The sequence below is a fragment of the Actinocorallia populi genome, assembly GCF_002995495.1.
Lineage (GTDB): Bacteria > Actinomycetota > Actinomycetes > Streptosporangiales > Streptosporangiaceae > Actinocorallia > Actinocorallia populi.
Window position 1 is genome coordinate 1,275,941 of the sequence record NZ_PVZV01000001.1, and the last position, 21,047, is coordinate 1,296,987.

A 21,047-nucleotide genomic window follows, 5' to 3' on the forward strand; every position below is an offset into this window, starting at 1 on the left:
AGCATAGTAGAACCTGTTCCAACCGTGGGGGACGTCCCGCTCAGCGGTCCGCCAGCGGCAGGCGCAACACGAACCGGGCTCCGCCGGAGGGGTTCTCGGCCGCGTACAGGCGGCCGCCGTGGGCCTCGGCGATCTCGCGGGCGATGGCCAGGCCGAGACCGGTGCCGCCGGGGTCCTTGCGGCGGGCCTCCTCCGAGCGGTGGAAGCGTTCGAAGATCCGCTCGCGCTCCTCCGGCGGGATGCCGCTGCCGTCGTCGAGGACCTCCAGCACCGCCTCGCCGCCCCGTGCCTCGACGATGATCCGGATCCGGCGGGCGGCGTGCCGGTCGGCGTTGGTCAGCAGGTTGGCCAGGAGGCGGGACAGCCGGATGCGCGAGGCGCGCACGACCACCCCGCGGTCGGGGCAGGTGAGGACCCGGTGCTTGAAGGCGTGGCGTCTGAGCTCCTCCTCGACCTGGACGCCCAGGTCGACCGGTTCGCAGGGGGCGTCCTTGTGGGCGTCGAGGCGGGCGAGCTCCAGCAGGTCGGAGACCAGGTCGTTGAGCCGCTGGGCGTCCCGCAGCACCGAGTGGAGGACCTCCCGGACGTCGACCTCCGGGTCGGAGAGCGCCTCCTCCAGCCGCAGTTGCAGGCCGGTGAGGGGGTTGCGCAGGTCGTGGGAGACGTCGGAGACGAACCGGCGCTGGCGTTCCACCGCCTCCTGCAGGGACGCGGCGATCTTGCGCTGCTGCTCGTGCGCCTGCTGGAGCCGCTCGTTGAACTCCTGGAGCTCCTGGGAACGGGCGTAGATGTGGCTCTCCATCGCCTCCAGTTCCGCGCGCGTACCGGTTTCGACCACCCCGCGGGCCCGGCGCAACCGCTGCAGGAAGCCGGTGACCTCCTCGACCTGGTGGATGACGAGCTCCACCTTCCCGTCCGGGCCGAAGACCGGCGCGGCGACCTCGCTCCAGTAGCGCTCCTCGAACTCCCCGGGCCTTCCAGGACGTTCGAGGTTGTACTTCAGCAGCGCCACGACGTCCCGTTCACCCGTCTTCAGAACCCGTTCGACAGAGCTGCGCAGGACGTGTGCGCCCTGGGAATCCGGGTCGGAGGGGTCGTCGGGGAAGAGGTCGAAGAGGGGCTTTCCGATCGTCTCCTCGGGCGGCCTTCCCGATGTCCTGCAGTAGGCGTCGTTGGCCGCCACGATGACGAAGTCGCCGTCGAGCAGCGCGGTCGGGGAGGGGCCGGCCCGGAACACGGCCGCATAGTCGATCTCGGAATCTTCCATTCAAGGCACCATTCGCAGAGCTTCAACGGAATGAAAAACAGGATCACTGCGGACGCCTATTCCGAATTTTCCGCCCCGACCGGTTTCTTTGCCCGGGCATTGCCGATTGTTTCGTCTCAACGGCCATGCGGGGGAGGGTCATGGAAAGGAGAACTATCTACCGATAGCCCGGTCAGCCGACGGCTTTACCGGCGCCTTGCGTCCCGCCGGGGCGCCGGCCGTCCCGGAGGCCGCGCGCGCCGTCCCGGCCCGTGACGCACCCGGGGGCGTGTCACGGTGCTCCGACATTTTCGGTTTCCCCCTAGGGCTGCCCGCTCCGCTGCGTGGATAATCCCGGGGTGTTCAAGACCCTCTTCGCCCGGGCGGGCACCCTCTTCTGGTATGCCTCTCTGGGGCTCCTGCTCTTGGCCCTCTGGCTCCTGCTCAAGGACGCCTCGCTGGCGCCGGAGGCCATCGCCCTGGCCGCGGGCGGGGTCCTGGCGATGGGGGTGTCCCTTCCCTGCCGCGAGACGCGCGTCGAGATCTCCGAGCACGGCATCGCCGGGCACGGCCTCCTGCGCGTCCCAGCGATCGGCTGGAGCGAGGTCAGCAGGATCAGCGCCACCCGCAGCCGGGGCCTGAACTACATCCTCGTCGGCTCCTACGCGGCCCCGGACGACTTCCGCCTCGGCCCGCTCACCCGCTCCGACGTCGAGCGGATCACCGACATCTGGGAGACCCGTCCCGACTGACGCCCAGGGCGGCGCGCTCCGCGGGGCGCACCGCCCTGGCTCCGGCGGGGCTCACCCGAAGGGGAGTCCGGGGTTGGTCGGCGCGGTGCCGCCGATGACGGTGTTGTCGGAGGCGACCTCGGTCGCGCAGTCCGCCGAGTGGTCGGGCGCGTTGACGCCGTAGGCGGTGCCGTTGACGCCGGGGGCGCCGGTCAGGTTGATGAGGTTGGCCTTGAACACGTTGCCGCAACCCCAGCCCTTGACGACGGAGTGCACCTGGAAGCCGTCGGCGAGCGCGTGGATCCCGTCGTTGTTGAAGACGACGTAGTCGTTGCCCTTGACGTCGATCCAGGAGTCGGCGGAGTCCTTTCCGCTCATCCCGGTGCCGTCGAAGGTGTTGCCGTTGACGGTCCCCCCGCGGGTGTGCTCCTTGGCGTCGATGCCCTCCGCGCGCACGTTCGGGCCGATCCTGTTGTGCAGGACGCGGTTGCGGTGGCTGCGGTCGTTCTTCATGTCGCCCTGGGGGCTTCCGATGGCGACGCCCTCGCCGAACTCCGGCTTGTAGAGCCCGGTGTCGTGGATCCAGGAGCCGCGCAGGACGTTGCCGGAGCTGTGGGCGCGAAAGCGCACGCCCTCCATCCCGCTGCGCCGCACGGTGAGCCGGTCGAGCAGGACGTTGCGGGAGCGGTCCAGCATGACGCCCTTCTGCCCGCCCTGGACGGTCAGGCCCTGGACGAGGACCCATCGGACACCGTTCAGGCGCAGCGTGACGCCCTTGAGGATCGACGGCCCGGACAGCACCGCGCCCTTACTCGCGATGATCTTGATCGGCCGCTTCTTCGTCCCGGAGCGGGTGAGGGAGAAGGAGCCGCGGTAGACGCCCTTGGCCAGCCGGATCGTCGTCCCCGGCTTGGCCTTCTTGAGGGCTTTGGTCAGTTGTGCGGCGTTCTTGACCTTGACCGCGGCGTGGGCGGCGGTCCCGGACGCGGTGACGCCCGCCACCGCCAGGCCCAGGGCGGCGACGGTGGCGGCGGCCCTGGAGAGCGAAATCGACATAAGGAAGATCGTCCCAGAGCGCACAGTGGCGATCGGCACGTTTCCGGCGGTCCGCCCGTTGGGATGGAGGTTGCTACCGGGGGTATCGGTTCGGTTGTGGTCCGGGGGCGGAAGGTGAGGAGAGCGGATGGAGATATCGACACTCGGATGGGGCTTGACCCTCGGATTCATCGCGGCCCTGTTCGTGCTGGACCTGGGGATGGGCGTGCTCCGGCCGCACCATGTGGGGTTCAAGGAGGCGGCGGCCTGGTCGACGTTCTACATCCTGATAGCCCTGGGATTCGGTGTCGTGCTGGCCACCCAGGTCGGGTGGGACTACGGCGGGCAGTACTTCGCCGGTTACATCGTCGAGAAGAGCCTGTCGGTCGACAACCTCTTCGTCTTCGTGATCATCATGTCGACGTTCGCGGTGCCCGACCGCTACCAGCAGGAGGTCCTGACGTTCGGGATCCTGCTGGCGCTGGTGCTGCGCGCCATCCTCATCGCGCTGGGCGCCACGCTGCTGGCGCTGTTCTCCTTCATGTTCCTGCTGTTCGGGCTGCTGCTGCTCTGGACGGCCGTGCAGCTCTTCCGGCACCGCAACGAGGACCCGCACGTGGACGACAACCTGCTGGTGCGCGCCGCCCGCAGGTTCCTGCCCGTCACCGACGAGTACGTGGACGGGCACCTGGTCACCAGGGTCGACGGCCGGCGGGTGGTGACGCCGCTGTTCATCGTCCTGATCGCCATCGGCGGCACGGACATCCTGTTCGCGCTCGACTCCATCCCCGCGGTGTTCGGCGTGACGCAGGAGGCCTACATCGTCTTCGTGGCCAACGCGTTCGCGCTGCTCGGCCTGCGGGCGCTGTTCTTCCTCGTGACCGGCCTGCTGGACCGGCTGGTGTACCTGTCGACGGGCCTGTCGCTGATCCTGGCCTTCATCGGGGTGAAGCTGATCATGCACTGGGCGCACGACCTCAGCGACGCGGTGCCGGTCATCACGACGCCGTTCTCGCTGGCCGTCATCGGCGTCATCCTGGTCGTCACGACGGTGGCGAGCCTCGTCAAGGTCCGCCGCGACCCGACCGCCAAGGCGCACGCCGGCACCGTCGTGGTGCGCCGGGCTCCGGGACGGTCGGCTCAGGGGCAGGAGGAGGAGTGAGGCGGCTTCTCCGGTAGCCGGTGCAGGATCCGCTCGCCGCCGCCCAGGACGTGCCTTCGCCCGTCCACGATGACGTCCACCGGGGCGGCGGCGCCCGGCCTCGCCCGGACCAGCACCTGCTCGTGGCTGATCTGGAAGTGCAGCCAGTGGCCCCGGTAGCGCAGGTCGAAGTCCAGCCACTTGAGGTTCTCGGGCAGGCAGGGGTGCAGCCGCAGCGCGTCGGCCCTGGTCTCCAGGCCGGTGTAGCAGCGCTGCAGGATGTCCACGGTCCCGGCCATCGCGCCGAGGTGGATGCCCTCCCGGGTGGTGCCGCCCTGGGTGTCGGCGAGGTCGGCGGAGAGCGCCTCGCACAGCAGCTCCCAGGAGCCCTGGCGGTTGCCGCGGGACGACACCCAGGAGTGCACGACCCGGCTGAGGGTGGAGCCGTGGCTGGTGCGGGCCTGGTAGTAGGCGATGGTCTCGGGGATGGTCTCCGGATCGAACGCGTAGCCGAGCCGCTCCAGCACGGGGACGAGCTCCTCGACGCTCAGCAGGTAGAAGAGCATGAGCACGTCGGGCTGCTTGGACGCCTTGTAGCGGTTGGTGGTGTCGCCCTCGGACTCCAGGATGAGGTCGAGCCTGCCGATGCCGCCGTACTTCGCGCGGTAGGCCGCCCAGTCCAGCTCCTCCAGGTCGGCGTAGCCCTCGAACTGGGCGAGCAGGCCGCCGGGCAGGAACGGCACGTGCAGCCGCCGGCTGAGGTGGTCCCACTGCCGCAGCTCGTCCGCGGTGACGCCGAGCCGCTGCCACAGGTCCTCGGTGTGGTGGCCGCCGAGGATCTCGTGCACCTCCTGGACGCGGGCGAACGTCCAGGCGGTCATGATGTTGACGTAGGCGTTGTCGTCCAGGCCGACGCCGGGCCGTTCGGGATAGCCGTCGTGGAACTCGTCGGGCCCCATCACGCCGCGCAGGTGGTAGCGGTCGTCGGCGGAGTCGTACTCGGCGAGGGACGCCCAGAAGCGGGCGATCTCGACGAGGAGTTCGGCGCCGTAGGCGGCGAGGAAGTCGACGTCGGCGGTGGCCTGGTAGTAGAGCCAGATGTTGTAGGCCACCGCGATGTCGATGTGGTACTGCCGCCGCGAGTTGTCGGCCATCCAGCGGCCGGAGCGGGGGTTGAAGAACTCCCGCGGTGTCTCCTCCCGTCCGTCGCTCCCGCTCTGCCAGGGGAAGAGGGCGCCGGAGGCCCCGGTCTCGCGGGCCAGCAGTCGGGCCTGGGGGAGGCGGCGGTAGCGGTACAGCAGCAGCGCCCTGGTCAGCTCCGGCATCCGCAGGTTGAGGATCGGGAAGACGAACAGCTCGTCCCAGAAGATGTGGCCGCGGTAGCCCTCGCCGTGCAGGCCCCTCGCCGGCACGCCCACGTCGAGGTCGGCGGTGTTGCGCGACAGGGTCTGGGCGACGTGGAAGATGTGGAGGTTGACGGCGCGCCGCTCGGCCGTCCCGTCGTCGCCCTGGAAGGACAGGTGGAAGCGCTTCCAGAGGTGCTCCCAGGCCAGGAAGTGCTCCTTGCGCAGGGAATCGAAGCCGGGTGTCGCGTTCAGTTCGATGCGGGCGGCCTCCAGCGGCTCTGAGATGGCCTTGTCCCGGGAGGTGAAGACCGTGACGGTCTTGTCGACCGTCACGGGGACGCCCGGCGAGACGGAGAGGGACAGCCGGTATCCCGCCCTGCGGGGATCCTCGACGTCCCGCACGGCTGCGATGACGGGCCGGTCCTCGCGGCGCAGCAGGGTCCGCGCCGCCATGGCGACGCGGATCTCGGACTGGTTGGTCTCGGCGACCAGCCAGTACGTGTCGCCGTGCCGGCCGGTGAGGGGCTCACCGAGGTGCTCCTTGGCGAGCGCGTCGAACGCGGCGACGTTGTCGTTGCGCACCTCCCCGTCCAGCAGGCTGCGGACGTGCAGCGTCCCGTCCCAGTCGATCGGGGTGAGGACGGTGCGCAGGGCCGCCGTGTGCGGCCGGTTCAGCGAGACGAGCCGCTCCTGCCTCAGGTGGGTGCGCCGCCGCGCGGGATCGCGCACGAACGCCTCCCGCAGGAGGACGCCGTGCTGCATGTCGAGCACCTCGTGCCAGTGCTCGACCTCGTACGCGCCGGGGGCGAACCAGGGTCCGTCCTCGGCGCGGAAGGTGACGGGCAGCCAGTTGGGCAGGTTGACGATGCTCTCGTCGTCCCTGGCATGGCCGTGGACCCGGGAGGTGAGCCGGTTGTAGACGCCCGCCACGTAGGTGGCGGGATAGCGGACGCCGTCGGCGGTGTCCTCCGGCGCGGCGCCGCGCGTGGCCAGGTAGCCGTTGCCGAGCGTCAGCAGCGCCTCCCGGGTCCCCTCGCCGGCCGGGTCGGCCTCGGTGTAGGACAGCAGCCACTGGCTGTCGGGCGTCTGGCACAGGGAGCAGACGAGGTGGGTGGTCATGCAGCCGTGCTGCCCGGTGAAAGCCCGGGTCAAAACCAGAGGTGTCTCACTGTGCGGCGGCCGGGGGATCAGCCCTTGTGGGAGCGGATGGCGTCGCGGACCCGGTCGGTGATCGCCGCGATGGGGCCGAGCAGCAGGTTCTTGGTGGCCGACTCGACGCCGGGCCGGGGGTGGGTGGGGGCGGTGGCCTCGGCGGCCTTCACCGCGGCGGCCATCGCGCGCAGCTGGCCCTCGCCGACGCGGTCGCGCAGCTGGGCGAACTCGTAGCGCTCCTCGGCGCGGGCGTGGGTGAGGACGGACATGCGCAGCCGGTCCAGCATCGACATGAAGTTGGGGTCGGAGGTGTCCATCTTCTCCAGGGTGGACAGGATCTCCTTGGCCTTGCGCTCCTCGGCGAGCCGGTCGTCGATGAGCGCGTCGCCGTTCGGCAGCGCCTTGCGGGCCGCCGGGTGGATGACCTCCTCCTCGGCGGTCTCGTGGACGGCGAGCAGATGCACCAGTTGCGCGAAGAACTTCTTCCTTTCCGCGCCCTCGCTCATCAGCGTCTGCATGAACAGGTGCCGGATCTGCGCGTGCTGCTCGACGAGGAGGTCGATGACGTCGGTACGGGCGGATGTCTGGGCCATGCGGATTCCTTCCATGGTGCCGGTGATCTGGCCCCTACCCGTCTTCCATACCCTTATGGCCTGATGATCTGTGACGTAGGTAATGAAATCTTTATTGTTATCGGGGAGGGGAGATCCGGGTAAGGGCGGGATGAATCCCATTGCTCGTACCGAATCCGTCTCTCTGAAAGGACCGGTCATATGGCGTTCAATCCGCTCGAACATCGTGGCATTCCCCTGGAAAAGCAGGTGCGCAGCTGGCGCGAACTGAACGTCGAACCGATCGACCCCGACAACGCCGACCCCTACACCCGGTGCCGCGTCATCACGATGAACGGCATCGAGGTGGAGGCCGTCATGTTCAGCCACCACCTCAACCGGGTGTGCGCGGACATGGAGGTCAAGCAGAAGCTCGCCGAGGTGCGCTACATCGAGCAGCAGCAGCAGAAGGCCGTGAACTGGCTGCTGCCCGGCCAGGCCTCGGTGCTGGAGACCACCATCGCCTACGAGCAGGTCGCGGTGGACCTCACCGGCTGGGTGGCCCGCATGGAGCCCGACCCGTACCTGCGCCAGGCGTACGAGTTCGGGGTCCTGGAGGACTTCGACCACCTGTACCGCTACGCCAACCTCTTCGAGATGATCGAGCACCGCAAGGCCGAGGAGATCGTGGACGGCCTCACCGAGGTCATGCCGGGCCGCCCCACCCGCCAGCACCACCGGCACCCGGCCGACAACCTCAACGAGCCCTACGACCGCACCTCCGCCGCCCCCCTGTCGAAGCTGCACGCGCTGACCATCATGGCCGCCGAGCAGCAGACCATGAACTACTACATGAACGTGGGCCCGCAGTACATGGAGCCGATCGCCCGGCAGCTCTACCAGGAGATCGGGATGGTCGAGGAGGAGCACGTCACCCACTACGAGTCGCTCGTCGACCCCGGGGAGACCTGGTGGGAGCGGCTGGTCAACCACGAGTACAACGAGTGCTACCTGTACCACTCGTTCATGGAGACCGAGAGCGACCCCAGGATCAAGGCGATCTGGGAGCTGCACCTCAACATGGAGCTGGCCCACCTGCACGCCGCGTGCGACCTGATGCGCGCCTACGACGGACGCGACCCGGAGAGCGTCCTGGCGCCCGAGCTGCCCGCGCCCGTCACGTTCGAGCCGAACAAGCAGTTCATCCGCGACCTGCTGGCCACCCAGGTGGACCTCACCAAGCTCGGCACCGGCTACGTCTGGGAGGCGCACGAGCGCTTCGAGAAGATGCAGCAGGAGCTCATGGGCGGCCGCCCGCCGGCCAGCGACGAGGTCATCACCGAGCACCGCGACCGCATGGGCGGCGACTACCGGCTGGAGACCGAGGGGCCCCACCCGGTCGAGCGGCTGCGCCAGTAGCCGCGCCGCGGGGGCCTCAGTCCCCGGTGAGGTCGCGCCGGTGGAAGGCCAGGAGGCCGAGCGCCGCCAGGACCAGGCCTAGGCCGGTCAGGACGGCGGCCGCGACGGGTGCGAAGGGCTCGGCGGGGACGGGCTCCAGATGGTGGAACGGGGAGAGCGCCAGGACGGGCTCCGGCCAGTCCAGACCGGGGCCGATCATCTCCACCAGGTAGGCCGTGAAGGCCGCGGCGGCAGGGAGCGCCACGGCGAGCCGCGGCGCGAGGCCGTAGACGAGCAGGGCGAGGCCGGTGAAGAAGGCGATGGCGGGCAGGGCGTTGAGGGTCGCGCCCAGCACGTCGGCCAGGGTGGGGCCGCCGCCCGTCAGCCGGATGCCCGCCCACATCGCCAGGCCCGAGGCGAAGGCGATGAGGGTGGCGCCGGCCGCGGTCAGCGCGAGGTGGCCGCCCAGCCACCGCTCGCGGGAGACCGGCCGCACGAGCACGGCGTCCAGCCGCCCCGCCGACTCCTCGGCGCGGGCGGCCCCGATCCGCCAGCACGCGTACAGGCTGGTGAACAGCCCGAGCATCGTGCCCATCATGCCGACGAAGGAGAGCACCATCTTCTCGGCGTCCCAGCCGATGGACTCCAGCATGGAGCGGTAGGAGGGGTCGTCGGCGATGAAGTCGGCGACCGCGTCGACGAGCAGGCCCGTGATCAGCGCGTAGAGGCAGATGCCGGCCGCCCAGCCCAGCAGCATGCCCCGGGTGGTGCGCCAGGCGAACGCGGTGGGGCCGCCCAGCAGGCGGTCCCGCGGCGGGCGGCTGTCCTTCTCCGCGAGCAGCGCGCCGCCGGTGTCGCGGGCGAGCCGCAGCCGCGCGGCCGCGACGGCCAGGGCGGCGGGCGCCAGGAGCAGCAGCGCCAGCGCCGCCCAGTTCGGGTCGCGGTAGGCGTGGAGCTCGTCCATCCAGCCGTACGGCGTGGCCCAGTGCAGCCAGGTGAGCGCGTCGTCGCTGTTGGCGACCATGCGCAGCACGTAGAAGGAGCCCAGGATCGTCGCGGTGAGCGCGGTGACCCTGCGGCGCATCACGAACAGCTGGGAGAGGACGGCGGCGATCCCGGCGAAGGTCGCGGCGAACCCGGCGATGCCCAGGCCGAAGAGCACCGAGCCGCCCGCCGCCGCGTCCGACGCCGACAGGGTCGCCGCTACGGCGGCGCCGGCCAGCAGGAGCGCGCACCCGATCACCAGGAACTGCAGGAGCAGCACCCGGCCGGCGTGGACCGGTCCGGTGAGGACGAACTCCGCGCGCTCGGTCTCCTCCTCGCCGCGCAGCAGGCGTCCGGTGACCAGCAGCGCCCAGATGGCGGCGATCGACTGCATCATCCAGCCGCCGTCCCAGACGACGAAGCCGCCGACGGTGTCGACGGCGTGCGGGAGGCCCTGCATCATGCGGACGGCGGGGCTGTCCTGGAACTCGCCGATCCGGGCGCGGGAGGCGGCGTCCGGGTAGGCGGCCGCGTAGCTGACGGCCTCGACCAGGGCGAAGAGGGCCAGGCCGAGGGCGAGCAGCAGGACGCCCCGCCGGACCAGGCGGACCATCAGCCGCAGGACGGCCGGGTCGGCGCCCGCGGGGGAGGGCGCGGCGTGGTGGGCGGGGGCGGCGGAGGCCATCGGCCGCTCCTATCCGTCGAGCCGCGCGGAGAGCCCGGTCTCGGGCTGCGCGGGCGGCGCGTAGTAGGTCATGAAGACCTCCTCGAGGCTGGGCTCGTGGCTGCGCAGCTTGAGCAGCCCCGCCCGGGTGAGCCGTTCCAGCAGCGGGACGGGCGAGCCCGCGACCGTCACCCGCACCCCGTCGGGCAGGGGTTCGGCCGAGGTGACCCCCGGCACGTCCGACAGGTCGGGCGTGGGGCCCTCCAGCGTCGCGTCGTAGACGGTGGCGTTCAGGCCGCGCAGGTCCGCCAGGGTGGCGACCTCGATCAGCCGCCCGTCCCGCAGGATGCCGACCCGCTCGCAGACGTCCTCGACCTCGGCGAGGATGTGCGAGGAGAGGAAGACCGTCTGGCCGCGGGCGGCGGCCTCCCTGGTCAGCGCCTGGAACTCGGCCTCCATCAGGGGGTCGAGCCCGGCGGTCGGCTCGTCCAGGAGCAGGAGGTCCGGGCGGGTCATGAACGCCGCGACCAGCGCGACCTTCTGCCGGTTGCCCTTGGAGTAGGAGCGCGCCCGCAGGCTCGTGTCGAGCCGGAGCCGTTCGACGAGCTCGTCGCGGTAGGCGGTGTCCACCCGTCCGGCCAGGCGCCCCAGGTAGGTGAGGATCTCCATCCCGGTGAGCTGCGGCCACAACGCCACGTCGCCGGGCACGTAGCCCAGGTGCCGGTGCGCGGCCCGCACGTCCCCGACCGGCACCCCCATGATCCACGCGTGCCCGGAGGTGGGCCGGATGAGGTTGAGCAGGAGCCTGATCGTCGTGGACTTGCCCGCCCCGTTGGGCCCGAGGAACCCGAAGACCTCCCCCCGCGGCACCACCAGGTCCAGGCCCTCCAGGGCGACCGTCTTCCCGAAGTGTTTGCCCAGCCGTTCGGTTCTGATCGCCTCGTCGGTCACCCGGCACCTCCGGTCTCGGTCTCCGCCCTTCCAGGCTAGATCGAACCCGGGTGAAGGGCCATGGGTCCGGCCGGGGAACGCGTGGCGTTTGCGTACGGGGGTTCGGGTAGGGATGTCCTTGACGGGGTGTGAGGAGTGGGGACGATGACGAGGACCGAACCGAGCAGGCGGGTGGAGCCCACCCGGTACGCGGCCCGGACTCCGCCGGTCCGGCGGGAGCCGTTCTGGGGAGGGGCGGTGCGGGGGGCGTTCGGCGCCGCCAGCAGGCTGCGCGGAGGCCATGTCTTCCACAACGCGGGGAACATCTATGTGGCGACCCTGACGATCGACCGTGGCGACTTCCTGCGGGGGGAGACCGAGCACCGGACGTACGAGGCGGTGGCCCGGTTCTCCCGGGCGCTGGCCCTGCCGGGCGGGCTGCCCGACATCCTGGGGATCGCGCTGCACATCCCCACCGGGGAGGGCATGATCGACCTGCTGTTCGCCACGACGGGGCGCCGGCCGGGGATGCGGCACGTCCTGCTGCCCCGCCGTTCGTTCACCTCCGGCGCCTACACCACCCTCCTGCCCTACTCGATCAAGGGGCGGACGGCGCTGCTCGGCCTGTTCCCCCAGGGGCACCGGCGCATCCCGGCCCGGCTGGGTCCGCTCGACGAGGCGATCGCCGCGGCTCCGCTGTCCTTCCGCCTGGCCAGCGCCTCCCTTCTGGGCCGCTGGCGCCCGCACGGGACCCTGCGCGTGCACACCCCTTGGGCGGGCGAGGACCTCGGGGCGTTCGACCCCGAACTGCACAACGTGCCCGAGCTGCACCCGACGGGCCCCTTCCAGACCTTCCGCCGGAAGGCCTACCAGGGTTCCCGCCGGGTGCGCGGGGAGTGAGCCGTCAGACGAAGTAGCGCAGCCAGACGTACACCCAGGCCATCACGGTGCTCAGCACGGTGACGACGACGCCGTAGCGGGTGAACTGCCAGAAGGAGATGCGGTTGCCCGTCTGGGCGGCGATGCCGATGGCGACGACGTTGGCGCTGGCGGCGATCGCGGTGCCGTTGCCGCCGAAGTCCGCGCCGAGCGCGAACGCCCACCACAGCGGTTCGCCGTCACCGGCGGGCAGCTGCGCGACGACCTCCTCGACGATGGGGGCCATCGTCGCGGTGTAGGGGATGTTGTCGAAGAACGCGCCGAGGACCGCGGAGCCGAAGAGCAGCGAGGTCGCGGCGGCCAGCGGCTGGTCGGCGAAGGTGTCCACGGCCCAGGTGCCGACGGCCTCGATCACGCCGGTGTGGACGAGGCCGGAGACCATGACGAACAGGCCGAAGAAGAACACCAGCGTGTGCCACTCGACCTCCTCGAGGACCTCGGCGGTCTCGGCCCTGGTGACCAGCAGCATGACGCCCGCGCCGACCATCGCCACGATCGACGGCTCCACGTGCAGCACCGAGTGCAGCGAGAAGCCGGCGATGACCAGGACCAGCACGGCCATGCAGCGGACGAGCAGCCCGGTGTCCTTGATGGCGCGGCGTTCCTGCAGCGACATGATCTCGGCCGCGCGTTCGGGGTCGTACTGGAACGACTTGCGGAACATCACCCGGGTCAGCAGCACGAACACCACGAACACGATCACGACGATCGGCGTCATGTGGACGAGGAAGTCGTTGAAGCTCAGCCCGGCCCTGCTGCCGATGATGATGTTGGGCGGGTCGCCGATGAGGGTGGAGGCGCCGCCGATGTTGGAGGCGAGGATCTCGGCGATGATGTAGGGCACCGGGGAGATGGCCAGCCGCTTGCAGACCACCACGGTGACCGGCACGACCAGCATGATCGTGGTGACGTTGTCCAGGAACGGCGAGGCGATCGCGGTGATGACCATGAGCATGACCATCAGCCGGTAGGGGCGCCCCCGGGAGCGTTTGGCCGCCCAGATGGCCAGGTAGTCGAAGGCGCCGGTCTGCTTGACGATCCCGACGATGATCATCATGCCGAACAGCAGGAACAGCACGTTCCAGTCGACGCCCTCGTGCTCGGAGAAGAAGACGTCGGCGCCCGGCGTCAGCCCGAGCACGGTCATGACGCCGGCCGCCACCAGCACGATCTTGACTTTGTCTATTTTTTCGGTGGCTATAAGGAAGAACGAGACCGCGAAAATGGAGAAGGCCAGGATTCCTGTCATATGAGGTCTCCCGTCACTCGCCCGGAGGCCCGGCCAGGGCCAGGCTGCCGACCAGGCGGTCCAGGGTGACCGCGCCCAGCAGGGCGCCGTCCTCGACCACCGCCACCAGGGGGCTGCGCACCCTGGCCATCAGCGCCGCGACCTCCAGCAGGGTCGCGTCGGGGCGGACGGTCGTCAGCCGCGCCGCGCCCGGGGTCACGCAGTCGCCGACCGTCAGCCCGTTGATCTCCTGCCAGAAGTGGTCGGCGTGCGCCTCGTCGACCGCGCGGCTCAACGCCGGATCGTCCCAGTACGCGCGTGGTACCAGGAGCCTCAGTACCTGGGTGCCGGGGAGCACGGCCCGCGGCCGGCGCCGTTCGTCCACGACGATCAGCCCGGGTACCCTGCCCAGTCCCATCACCCGTACCGCGGTCGCGACCGAGTCGCCGAAGGTGACGGTGGGGACCTGTACGGCGATGTCACGTGCCTGCATGGCTCATGTGCCTTCCGTTCGGCCTTCTGTGAAAGCTGGGGTTGTGTCACCCTCAAGTTTCGAAAAAAGGGACGAACGGTGACTATCCGTACAGTCCTCCATTTCTCCCGGGGACACCCCGTAGCCGAAAGGGGTGCGAACCCCCCGCCACGCTTGGGGATGGGGGCGAGCCCGCATGGACACCGGCCCGCACGGGGGACACTCTGAGGACAGGGCAACGAGGAGAAGGAGAACGCCGGTGGAGTCACCCACCCGGATCCTGCTGGCCGACGACCACGCGCTGGTCCGGCAGGGGCTCCGGCTCATCATCGACGCCGAGCCCGACCTGAAGGTGGTGGCCGAGGCCTCCGACGGGGCGGAGGCGGTGCGCGCCTGCGATCCCGAGGAGGTGGACCTGGCGATCCTGGACATCGCGATGCCGCGCATGACCGGGTTGCAGGCCGCCCGCGAGATCTCCCGGCGCGCTCCCGGCGTGCGGATCCTCTTCCTTTCGATGTACGACAACGAGCAGTACTTCTTCGCCGCCCTCAAGGCGGGGGCCAGCGGCTACGTGCTGAAGTCGGTCGTGGACCGCGACCTCATCGAGGCGTGCCGCTCCGCGATGCGCGGGGAGCCCTTCCTCTACCCGGGCGCGGTGACCGCGCTGATCCGCGAGTACCTCAGCCGGGAGGAGAACGCGCCGGAGAGCATCCTGACGCCCCGCGAGGAGGAGATCATCAAGCTGGTCGCCGAGGGCCACTCCTCCAAGGAGATCGCCGAGACCCTGACGATCAGCGTGAAGACCGTGGAGCGCCACCGGACCAACATCCTGGCCAAACTCGGGATGCGGGACCGGCTGGACCTGACCAAGTACGCCATCCGCACGGGGCTCGTCGAGCCCTGACGGCGTCCTCCGCAGGTCGTACGGCGGTCCGCCGCCGGGCTGATCCGGGCAGGCCGGGAGCGTGCGTACCCTGCGTTGATGACCGTCAAGATGGTGGAGCGGCTGCGGCGGCATCCGCAGGTCGTGGACCTGCTGTGGACTCTTCCGCTGCTGGCGTACGCACTGTTCGTCATGCGGGCCGTGCCCGACCCCAAGGTCCACCTTCTGGTGATCTTCGGTCTCCTGACGCCGCTGGTCTGGCGCCGGAAATGGCCTCGCACGGTGTTCGCGGTCGTGGCCCTGGTCTCCTTCGCGCAGTGGATGGCCGGGATGCATCCGCAGGTGGCGAACATGGCGGTGATGATCGCGCTGTACACGGTCGCGACACGGTCGACGCTCCCCTGGGCGCTGGCCGCGGCGGCCGTCAACGTGTTCGGGTTCAGTCTGGCGACCTTCGACGGGGAACTGTCTCTTCGGGACTCGCTGAGCGCGGTGGCGACCATGACGGTGTTCATCGGGGCGTTCCTCGTCTACGGCGTGTACCTGCGTACCCGCCGCGCCTACCTGCAGAGTCTGGAGGAGCGGGCCCTGCAGTCCGAGCACGAGCGCGACACCCAGGTGAGAATGGCGATGGCCGCGGAGCGGGCCAGGATCGCGCGCGAACTGCACGATGTCATCGCCCACAACGTCAGCGTCATGGTCGTGCAGGCGGACGGCGCCGCGTACGCCATCGACACCGACGTCGACCGGGCCAAGAACGCGCTGGAGACGATCTCCGCCACCGGAAGGCTCGCATTGGGCGAGATGCGGCGGCTGCTCGGGGTGCTGCGGGAGAGCGACGACACCGGCACCTACACACCGCAACCCGGGGTCGAGCAGCTCGACGAGCTGGTCGAGCAGGTGCGCGACGCCGGCCTTCCGCTGGAGTTCACGGTTGAAGGCGAGCCGAAGGAACTGCCGCAGGGACTTCAGCTCTCGGTCTTCCGCATCGTCCAAGAGGCCCTCACCAACACCTTGAAGCACGCGGGGCCGGGCGCGAGAGCGCGCGTACGGCTTCGCTACGACAATGGCGGGGTGGGGATCCACGTTCAGGACGACGGCCGCGGCAACGCCATGGTCGAGAACGACGGGAAGGGGCACGGCTTGGCCGGGATGCGCGAACGCGCGGCGCTGTACGGGGGGACGGTACGGGCCGAACCCGTCCCGGGCGGCGGGTTCGAGGTGGACGTGCGGCTCCCCGCCGGAGAGGCGGCCCGGTGATCAGGGTGGTGCTCGTCGACGACCAGGAGCTGGTCAGGGCCGGATTCCGCATGGTGCTGGACGCCCAGCCCGGCCTGGAGGTCGTGGGCGAGGCGGGGGACGGCGCCCAGGCGGTCGAGCTGCTGCGCTCGACCCGCGCGGACGTCGTCCTCATGGACGTGCGGATGCCCCGGATGGACGGCATCGAGGCCACCCGCCGGATCGCCCCCGCCGGGTCGAAGGTGATCATCCTGACCACCTTCGACCTGGACGAGTACGCCTTCGCCGCGATCAAGGCGGGGGCCGCGGGGTTCCTGCTGAAGGACGCCAGGCCCGCCCAGCTGATCGAGGCGATCCACGCGGTGCACTCCGGCGACGCGGTGGTCGCGCCCAGCACGACGCGCCGCCTGCTGGAGCGCTTCGCCGGCCACCTGCCCGAACCGGGGGCCGCCGCGCCCGCTCCCGTCGCCGAGGGGCTGACCGACCGGGAGCGGGAGGTCATGCTCCTGGTGGCCAAGGGCCTGTCGAACGCCGAGATCGGCGGGCGCCTGTACGTGGCGGAGGCGACGGTCAAGACGCACGTCGGCCGCATCCTGACCAAGCTGGGCCTGCGCGACCGGGTGCAGATCGTGGTGTACGCCTACGAGAACGGCCTGGCGCGCGGCGGCTCCGGCTGAGGTCGTACCCCTCAGGTCGTAGCGCCGCAGCGGTGAGGCCGCGGTGAAGATCCCTCGCAGGAGGTACGGGCCGGGGACCTGAGTGCGATGGCAGCGGGACCGCTCGTCCCTAATGTCGTTCACGTCCTGTTTCACTCTCCGATCTCGCAGAGGAGCCAGCCGTGACCGGCATCGCCTCCAGCCCTCCCGTACGGGAGCCGAGCCCGACCGCGCCCGTGGTGGCGGCCGTCGACGTCGCCAAGTCCTACGGACGCGGCGACGCGGTGGTCCACGCCCTGCGCGGCGTCAGCGTCGGCTTCGCCCGCGGCGGGTTCACCGCGATCATGGGTCCGTCCGGCTCCGGCAAGTCCACGCTCATGCACTGCCTCGCCGGGCTCGACACCGTCACCTCCGGCTCGGTGCTGCTCGGCGGCGCCGACCTCACCCGGCTCGACGACCGGAGGCTGACCCTGATGCGCCGCGAGCGCATCGGGTTCGTCTTCCAGTCCTTCAACCTGGTGCCCACGCTCACGGCGCGGCAGAACATCCTGTTCCCCCTGGAACTGGCCGGCCGGACGCCCGAGGCGCAGTGGTTCGACCGGATCGTCGACGTCCTGGGGCTGCGGGAGCGGCTGGACCACCGCCCGTCGGAGCTGTCGGGCGGCCAGCAGCAGCGGGTGGCGTGCGCGCGGGCGCTGCTGTCCCGGCCCGAGGTGATCTTCGCCGACGAGCCGACCGGGAACCTGGACTCGGTGACCGGCCGCGAGGTGCTGGAGCTGCTGCGCCGCTCGGTCCGCGACCTGGGCCAGACGATCGTCATGGTCACCCACGACCCGGTCGCCGCCTCGTTCGCCGACCGCGTGGTCTTCCTGCGGGACGGCCTGATCGTCGACGAGCAGCTCCGCCCGACCCCCGACGGGGTGCTGGACCGGCTCAAGCGGCTGGAGAACGCATGATCAGGATCGTGCTGTCGCGGCTGGGCGCCCAGCGCGGCAGGCTGCTGCTCACCGTGGTCGCCGTCGTCCTCGGCGTGGGCTTCATCAGCGGCACGTTCGCGCTCGGCGACCTGATGCGCGCCGGCTACGCCCGGGAGTTCGCCGCCTCCGCCGAGAAGGTCGACGTGGCGGTGCTGCCGGCGGAGCAGGGTGAGACGCTCCCCGCCGGGCTGCTGAAGAAGATCCGCGCGCTGCCGGGGGTGACCGACGCGCGGGGCCTCGTCCGCGACGAGGCGCCGCTGCTGGGCAGGGACGGCCGCACCCACGGGCACGTGCCGACCCAGGGTTTCTCGCTGCCGACCGACGGGCCGCTGCAGCGGTACACCGTGCTGGAGGGCCGGGTCCCGGCGGCGCCGGACGAGGCGGTGCTGAACGAGAGCCTGGCGGAGGACACCGGCTTCCGGCCCGGCGAGCGCATCCAGGTGCTCGACCCGAAGGAACGCAGGCACACCTTCCGGCTGGTCGGCATCGTCGACGTCGGCATCGACGCGGAGCTCACCGTGCGCGGCGGGGTGGGCTTCCTCGAGGAGACCGCCGTCCGCATGACCGGGCAGAAGGACCACGTCGAGATCGACGTGGCGGGCACCGTGACGCCCGCGCAGGTGCGCGCGGCGATCGGCGGCGCCGGCCACGAAGTGATCACCGGCAAGGAGCTGGCCAGCCGGCTGTCCGCGGCGGCCGGCGTCGACATCCAGATGATCACCACCGGGCTGCTGGCCTTCGGCCTGATCTCGCTGCTGGTCGCGGGGCTGGTCATCGCCAACACGTTCACGATCCTGGTGGCGCAGCGGGCGAGGGAACTGGCGCTGCTGCGCTGCCTGGGGGCCACCCGGCGGCAGGTCTTCGGCGCGGTCGTCGTCGAGGCGGCGCTGGTCGGGCTGGTCGGCTCCCTGGCCGGCCTGGCCGCGGGCCTCGGGCTGGCGGTCGGCGGGGCCGCGGCGGTGAACGCCATGGGCATGGACGTCCCGGCGGAGGTGTCGCTCAGCCTCCGGACGGTCGCCGTGGCGCTGTCCGTCGGGCTGGTCATGACGGTGCTCTCGGCGCTGCCGCCCGCCTTCCGCGCGACGAAGGTGGCGCCGCTGGCCGCGCTCCGCACCGAGCCCGAGCCCGGTGAGCGGTCCTTCCGGCTGGGGCGCGCCCGCTGGGCGCTCGCCGTGCCGTCCGCCGCCGGAGGCCTGGCGCTGACCGTCGTCGGCATGCGCATGGAGCCGGGGGAGACCGCGATGTTCACCGTCGCGGGCGGCGGTGCGCTGACGTTCCTCGCGGTCATCGCGGTGATGCCGCTGCTGGTGCGGGCGTTCGGCCTTCCCACCGGCGGCCGGCTCGGCGGGCTCCTGGGGCTGCCGGGGAGGCTGGCCGTCCAGAACGTGCGGCGGACGCCGCGCCGCACCGCCGCCACGACCGTCGCGCTGACCGTCGGCGTCGGCCTGATGAGCCTGTTCGCGGTGGTGGGCGCCAGCAGCAAGGCGACGGCCGACCAGAAGATGTTCGAGCAGTTCCCCATCGACTACCGGTTGCACACCGGCGTGACCGGGCGCACGATTCCGCGCGGGGTGGCCGACGAGCTGCGCAGGCGGAACGACCTGTTCTCCGTGGTCACCTCGATCCGCTCCGTCGAGACGAAGTTCGGTGCGAACGAGCGGGCGGTGGCGTCCATGACGCAGTCGTCGCTGGGCGTCGTGGCCAGACCGGAGATGAAGCACGGGTCCCTGGCGGACCTGCGGCAGGGCACCGTCCTGATCAGCGAGGGGTTCGCCGCGCGCGACGGGATCGCCATGGGCGACGAGGTGCCGCTCGAGACGGAGCGCGGCGTGGTGCGGGTGACCGTCTCGGCCGTCTACTCCGGTGACGCCGGCATGATCCCCGACATCCTCATCCCCGAAGCGGACTTCGCCCGAAACTTCGGACAAATGGACGACGCCGACGTCTACGTCAACCTCCGCGAGGACGTCCCGGTGGCCGAGGCGAACGCCGTCATCGACGCCGCGGTCCGTGACCACCCCAGGGTGCAGGTCGCCACGGGCGCGGCGATGAAGGCGGAGTTCGCCAAGGCCATCGACATGCTGATCGGGATCTTCGCGGGGCTGCTCGGGCTGGCGATCGTCATCGCGCTGTTCGGGATCGTCAACACGCTGACCCTCTCGGTGGTCGAGCGGACCCGGGAGTCGGCGCTGCTGCGGGCGCTGGGCGTCAGCCGGAGGCAGCTGCGCGGCATGCTGTCCGCCGAGGCGGTGATCATGTCGCTGCTCGGGGCGGGGGTGGGCGTGGTGCTCGGCACCGTCTTCGGCTGGGCCGCCACCCGCTCGCTCTTCACCGACTTCGTCTTCGCCGTCCCCTACGGGCAGATCCTGCTGTACCTCGGGCTGGCGGTGGTGGCCGGGCTGCTCGCCGCGGTCCTGCCCGCCAGGCGGGCGGCCAGGGCCTCCATCGTGGAGTCCCTGTCGGCGGACTAACCCGCGGCGCGCGCGCCGCCGATCGGGACGGCCAGGCGGACCCGGGTGCCCCCGGCGGGGACCCCGGTGATCGAGAGCCTGGCGCCGATCAGCAGCGCGCGCTCGCGCATGCCCAGGATGCCCGCGCCGTCCTTCTCCGGCGGCCCGCAGCCGTCGTCGGTGACCTCCAGGACGACGAGGCCGGGTTCGCGGGAGAGGGACAGCCGGGCGTGCCGGGCATGGGAGTGCCGGGCGACGTTGGTGAGGCTCTCCTGGGCGATCCGGTAGATCACGAGTTCGGTGTCCGGGTCGAGGTCCGGGGGCGCCTCCAGGTCCTTGACCGGCTCCAGGCCCTCCACGCTCTCGAACTCCGCGACCAGGGCGGCCAGGGCGCTGGTCAGGCCCAGGTCCTCCAGCACCCCGGGACGCAGCCGGCGGGCCACCCCGCGCACCTCGTCCAGGCAGTTCCGGACGTTCTCGCGGACCGTCCGCACCTCCTCGGTGAGCTCCTCGGGGACGCGGTCCACCACCCGCTTCAGCTGCAGCAGCACCACGGTCAGGCTCTGCCCGATCTCGTCGTGCAGCTCCCGCGCGATGCGCTGCCGCTCGGCCTCCTGCGCGGCCAGCACCCGGGCGGTGCTGGTGCTGCGGTCGGTCTCGAGCCGGTCGAGCATGGCGTTGAAGGTGGCGACCAGGTGGCCGAGGTCGCCGTTGCCGCCGGTGTCCATCCTGTCTCCCGAGCGCAGTGAGTCGACCCGTTCCATCAGCGCGGTCAGGCCGTCCAGGGGGGCGAGGCCGGCCCGCAGCAGGAAGGCGGTGGCGGTGACCATGAGCGCCAGCCCCACCGTCAGCACCGGCAGCTCGGTGACCAGGACGGGCGACGAGACGGTCGCGGGGGACAGGGCCAGCACGGTCGTCCCGACCGCGAAGATCAGCCCGTTGATCGTGAGCAGCCGCCAGAAGAGGCGGTTGACCGGGCTGCCCTTCCGGGCTCCCGCCTGGGTTGTCCGTGCCGTCATACCGTC

18 protein-coding genes are annotated in these 21,047 nt (G+C 70.9%); 9 read left to right on the forward strand and 9 right to left on the reverse strand.

Annotated elements, in window-relative coordinates; translation table 11 throughout:
• Positions 1-40: 40 nt before the first annotated feature.
• Entirely contained in the window at positions 41-1,267 is a 1,227-nt protein-coding gene (locus C2865_RS06295; RefSeq protein WP_106397269.1) for a PAS domain-containing sensor histidine kinase, read from the reverse strand.
• Between the two features lie 338 nt (positions 1,268-1,605).
• Between C2865_RS06295 and C2865_RS06300 the strand changes: the two genes are divergently transcribed.
• Entirely contained in the window at positions 1,606-1,998 is a 393-nt protein-coding gene (locus C2865_RS06300; RefSeq protein WP_106397270.1) for a hypothetical protein, read from the forward strand.
• Between the two features lie 51 nt (positions 1,999-2,049).
• Here the strand turns inward: C2865_RS06300 and C2865_RS06305 are convergent, their stop codons facing one another.
• Positions 2,050-3,033 (reverse strand): right-handed parallel beta-helix repeat-containing protein, encoded by a 984-nt coding sequence (locus C2865_RS06305; RefSeq protein ID WP_198652984.1) that lies wholly within the window; start codon positions 3,031-3,033, stop codon positions 2,050-2,052.
• A gap of 127 nt (positions 3,034-3,160) precedes the next feature.
• Between C2865_RS06305 and C2865_RS06310 the strand changes: the two genes are divergently transcribed.
• On the forward strand, positions 3,161-4,174 hold the full coding sequence (locus C2865_RS06310) for a TerC/Alx family metal homeostasis membrane protein (protein ID WP_106397271.1): 1,014 nt from the start codon (positions 3,161-3,163) through the stop codon (positions 4,172-4,174).
• Here the strand turns inward: C2865_RS06310 and C2865_RS06315 are convergent.
• A complete protein-coding gene (locus C2865_RS06315; RefSeq protein ID WP_106397522.1) occupies positions 4,153-6,618 on the reverse strand; it encodes a glycoside hydrolase family 65 protein in 2,466 nt (821 codons plus the stop codon). The two genes, C2865_RS06310 and C2865_RS06315, sit on opposite strands and share 22 nt — an antisense overlap.
• A 68-nt stretch (positions 6,619-6,686) precedes the next feature.
• The gene (locus C2865_RS06320; protein ID WP_106397272.1) at positions 6,687-7,244 is read right to left on the reverse strand and encodes a hemerythrin domain-containing protein; all 558 of its coding nucleotides are present in this window, start codon (positions 7,242-7,244) and stop codon (positions 6,687-6,689) included.
• 180 nt (positions 7,245-7,424) lie between these two features.
• Between C2865_RS06320 and C2865_RS06325 the strand changes: the two genes are divergently transcribed.
• On the forward strand, positions 7,425-8,621 hold the full coding sequence (locus tag C2865_RS06325; protein WP_106397273.1) for a hypothetical protein: 1,197 nt from the start codon (positions 7,425-7,427) through the stop codon (positions 8,619-8,621).
• Between the two features lie 16 nt (positions 8,622-8,637).
• Here the strand turns inward: C2865_RS06325 and C2865_RS06330 are convergent, their stop codons facing one another.
• Together C2865_RS06330 and C2865_RS06335 are read right to left on the reverse strand one after the other, a co-directional pair.
• Positions 8,638-10,269 (reverse strand): ABC transporter permease, encoded by a 1,632-nt coding sequence (locus C2865_RS06330; RefSeq protein WP_106397274.1) that lies wholly within the window; start codon positions 10,267-10,269, stop codon positions 8,638-8,640.
• Positions 10,270-10,278: 9 nt separating this feature from the next.
• Complete coding sequence (locus tag C2865_RS06335) at positions 10,279-11,199, reverse strand: ABC transporter ATP-binding protein (protein ID WP_232835393.1); 921 nt, start codon at positions 11,197-11,199, stop codon at positions 10,279-10,281.
• Between the two features lie 144 nt (positions 11,200-11,343).
• Between C2865_RS06335 and C2865_RS06340 the strand changes: the two genes are divergently transcribed.
• Complete coding sequence (locus C2865_RS06340; RefSeq protein WP_232835394.1) at positions 11,344-12,078, forward strand: hypothetical protein; 735 nt, start codon at positions 11,344-11,346, stop codon at positions 12,076-12,078.
• Between the two features lie 4 nt (positions 12,079-12,082).
• Here the strand turns inward: C2865_RS06340 and C2865_RS06345 are convergent, their stop codons facing one another.
• Positions 12,083-13,366 carry an ArsB/NhaD family transporter gene (locus C2865_RS06345; RefSeq protein WP_106397277.1) on the reverse strand — a complete coding sequence of 428 codons (1,284 nt, stop codon included), beginning with the start codon at positions 13,364-13,366 and terminating at the stop codon, positions 12,083-12,085.
• 13 nt (positions 13,367-13,379) lie between these two features.
• Positions 13,380-13,838, reverse strand: a complete 459-nt coding sequence (locus C2865_RS06350) for a CBS domain-containing protein (RefSeq protein WP_106397278.1) — start codon at positions 13,836-13,838, stop codon at positions 13,380-13,382.
• A 238-nt stretch (positions 13,839-14,076) separates the two neighbouring features.
• On the opposite strand from C2865_RS06350, the gene C2865_RS06355 reads away from it, so the two are divergent.
• From C2865_RS06355 to C2865_RS06375, 5 genes are all read left to right on the forward strand, one after another.
• Positions 14,077-14,721: a response regulator gene (locus C2865_RS06355; RefSeq protein ID WP_232835395.1), complete on the forward strand. Its 645-nt coding sequence runs from the start codon at positions 14,077-14,079 to the stop codon at positions 14,719-14,721.
• A gap of 78 nt (positions 14,722-14,799) precedes the next feature.
• Entirely contained in the window at positions 14,800-15,960 is a 1,161-nt protein-coding gene (locus C2865_RS06360; protein WP_106397280.1) for a sensor histidine kinase, read from the forward strand.
• Positions 15,957-16,616: a response regulator transcription factor gene (locus C2865_RS06365; RefSeq protein ID WP_106397281.1), complete on the forward strand. Its 660-nt coding sequence runs from the start codon at positions 15,957-15,959 to the stop codon at positions 16,614-16,616. Before C2865_RS06360 ends, C2865_RS06365 begins: the two co-directional genes overlap by 4 nt.
• Positions 16,617-16,777: 161 nt before the next feature.
• The gene (locus C2865_RS06370; protein WP_106397282.1) at positions 16,778-17,551 is read left to right on the forward strand and encodes an ABC transporter ATP-binding protein; all 774 of its coding nucleotides are present in this window, start codon (positions 16,778-16,780) and stop codon (positions 17,549-17,551) included.
• Complete coding sequence (locus C2865_RS06375) at positions 17,548-20,043, forward strand: ABC transporter permease (protein WP_106397283.1); 2,496 nt, start codon at positions 17,548-17,550, stop codon at positions 20,041-20,043. The genes C2865_RS06370 and C2865_RS06375 overlap by 4 nt, the downstream gene beginning before the upstream one ends.
• Here C2865_RS06375 and C2865_RS06380 read toward each other — a convergent pair.
• Positions 20,040-21,041, reverse strand: coding sequence for a HAMP domain-containing sensor histidine kinase (locus C2865_RS06380; protein WP_106397284.1), 1,002 nt, complete (start codon positions 21,039-21,041; stop codon positions 20,040-20,042). The two genes, C2865_RS06375 and C2865_RS06380, sit on opposite strands and share 4 nt — an antisense overlap.
• Between the last annotated feature and the right edge of the window lie 6 nt (positions 21,042-21,047).

What these genes read in the sequence shown, in the direction of transcription:
- C2865_RS06325 (WP_106397273.1), top strand. Translation starts at nt 7,425, where the DNA reads ATGGCGTTCAATCCGCTCGAACATCGTGGCATTCCCCTGGAAAAGCAG.
- C2865_RS06320 (WP_106397272.1), bottom strand. Translation starts at nt 7,244, where the DNA reads ATGGCCCAGACATCCGCCCGTACCGACGTCATCGACCTCCTCGTCGAG.
- C2865_RS06305 (WP_198652984.1), bottom strand. Translation starts at nt 3,033, where the DNA reads ATGTCGATTTCGCTCTCCAGGGCCGCCGCCACCGTCGCCGCCCTGGGC.
- C2865_RS06340 (WP_232835394.1), top strand. Translation starts at nt 11,344, where the DNA reads ATGACGAGGACCGAACCGAGCAGGCGGGTGGAGCCCACCCGGTACGCG.
- C2865_RS06345 (WP_106397277.1), bottom strand. Translation starts at nt 13,366, where the DNA reads ATGACAGGAATCCTGGCCTTCTCCATTTTCGCGGTCTCGTTCTTCCTT.
- C2865_RS06310 (WP_106397271.1), top strand. Translation starts at nt 3,161, where the DNA reads ATGGAGATATCGACACTCGGATGGGGCTTGACCCTCGGATTCATCGCG.
- C2865_RS06375 (WP_106397283.1), top strand. Translation starts at nt 17,548, where the DNA reads ATGATCAGGATCGTGCTGTCGCGGCTGGGCGCCCAGCGCGGCAGGCTG.
- C2865_RS06350 (WP_106397278.1), bottom strand. Translation starts at nt 13,838, where the DNA reads ATGCAGGCACGTGACATCGCCGTACAGGTCCCCACCGTCACCTTCGGC.
- C2865_RS06360 (WP_106397280.1), top strand. Translation starts at nt 14,800, where the DNA reads ATGACCGTCAAGATGGTGGAGCGGCTGCGGCGGCATCCGCAGGTCGTG.
- C2865_RS06380 (WP_106397284.1), bottom strand. Translation starts at nt 21,041, where the DNA reads ATGACGGCACGGACAACCCAGGCGGGAGCCCGGAAGGGCAGCCCGGTC.
- C2865_RS06330 (WP_106397274.1), bottom strand. Translation starts at nt 10,269, where the DNA reads ATGGCCTCCGCCGCCCCCGCCCACCACGCCGCGCCCTCCCCCGCGGGC.
- C2865_RS06295 (WP_106397269.1), bottom strand. Translation starts at nt 1,267, where the DNA reads ATGGAAGATTCCGAGATCGACTATGCGGCCGTGTTCCGGGCCGGCCCC.
- C2865_RS06315 (WP_106397522.1), bottom strand. Translation starts at nt 6,618, where the DNA reads ATGACCACCCACCTCGTCTGCTCCCTGTGCCAGACGCCCGACAGCCAG.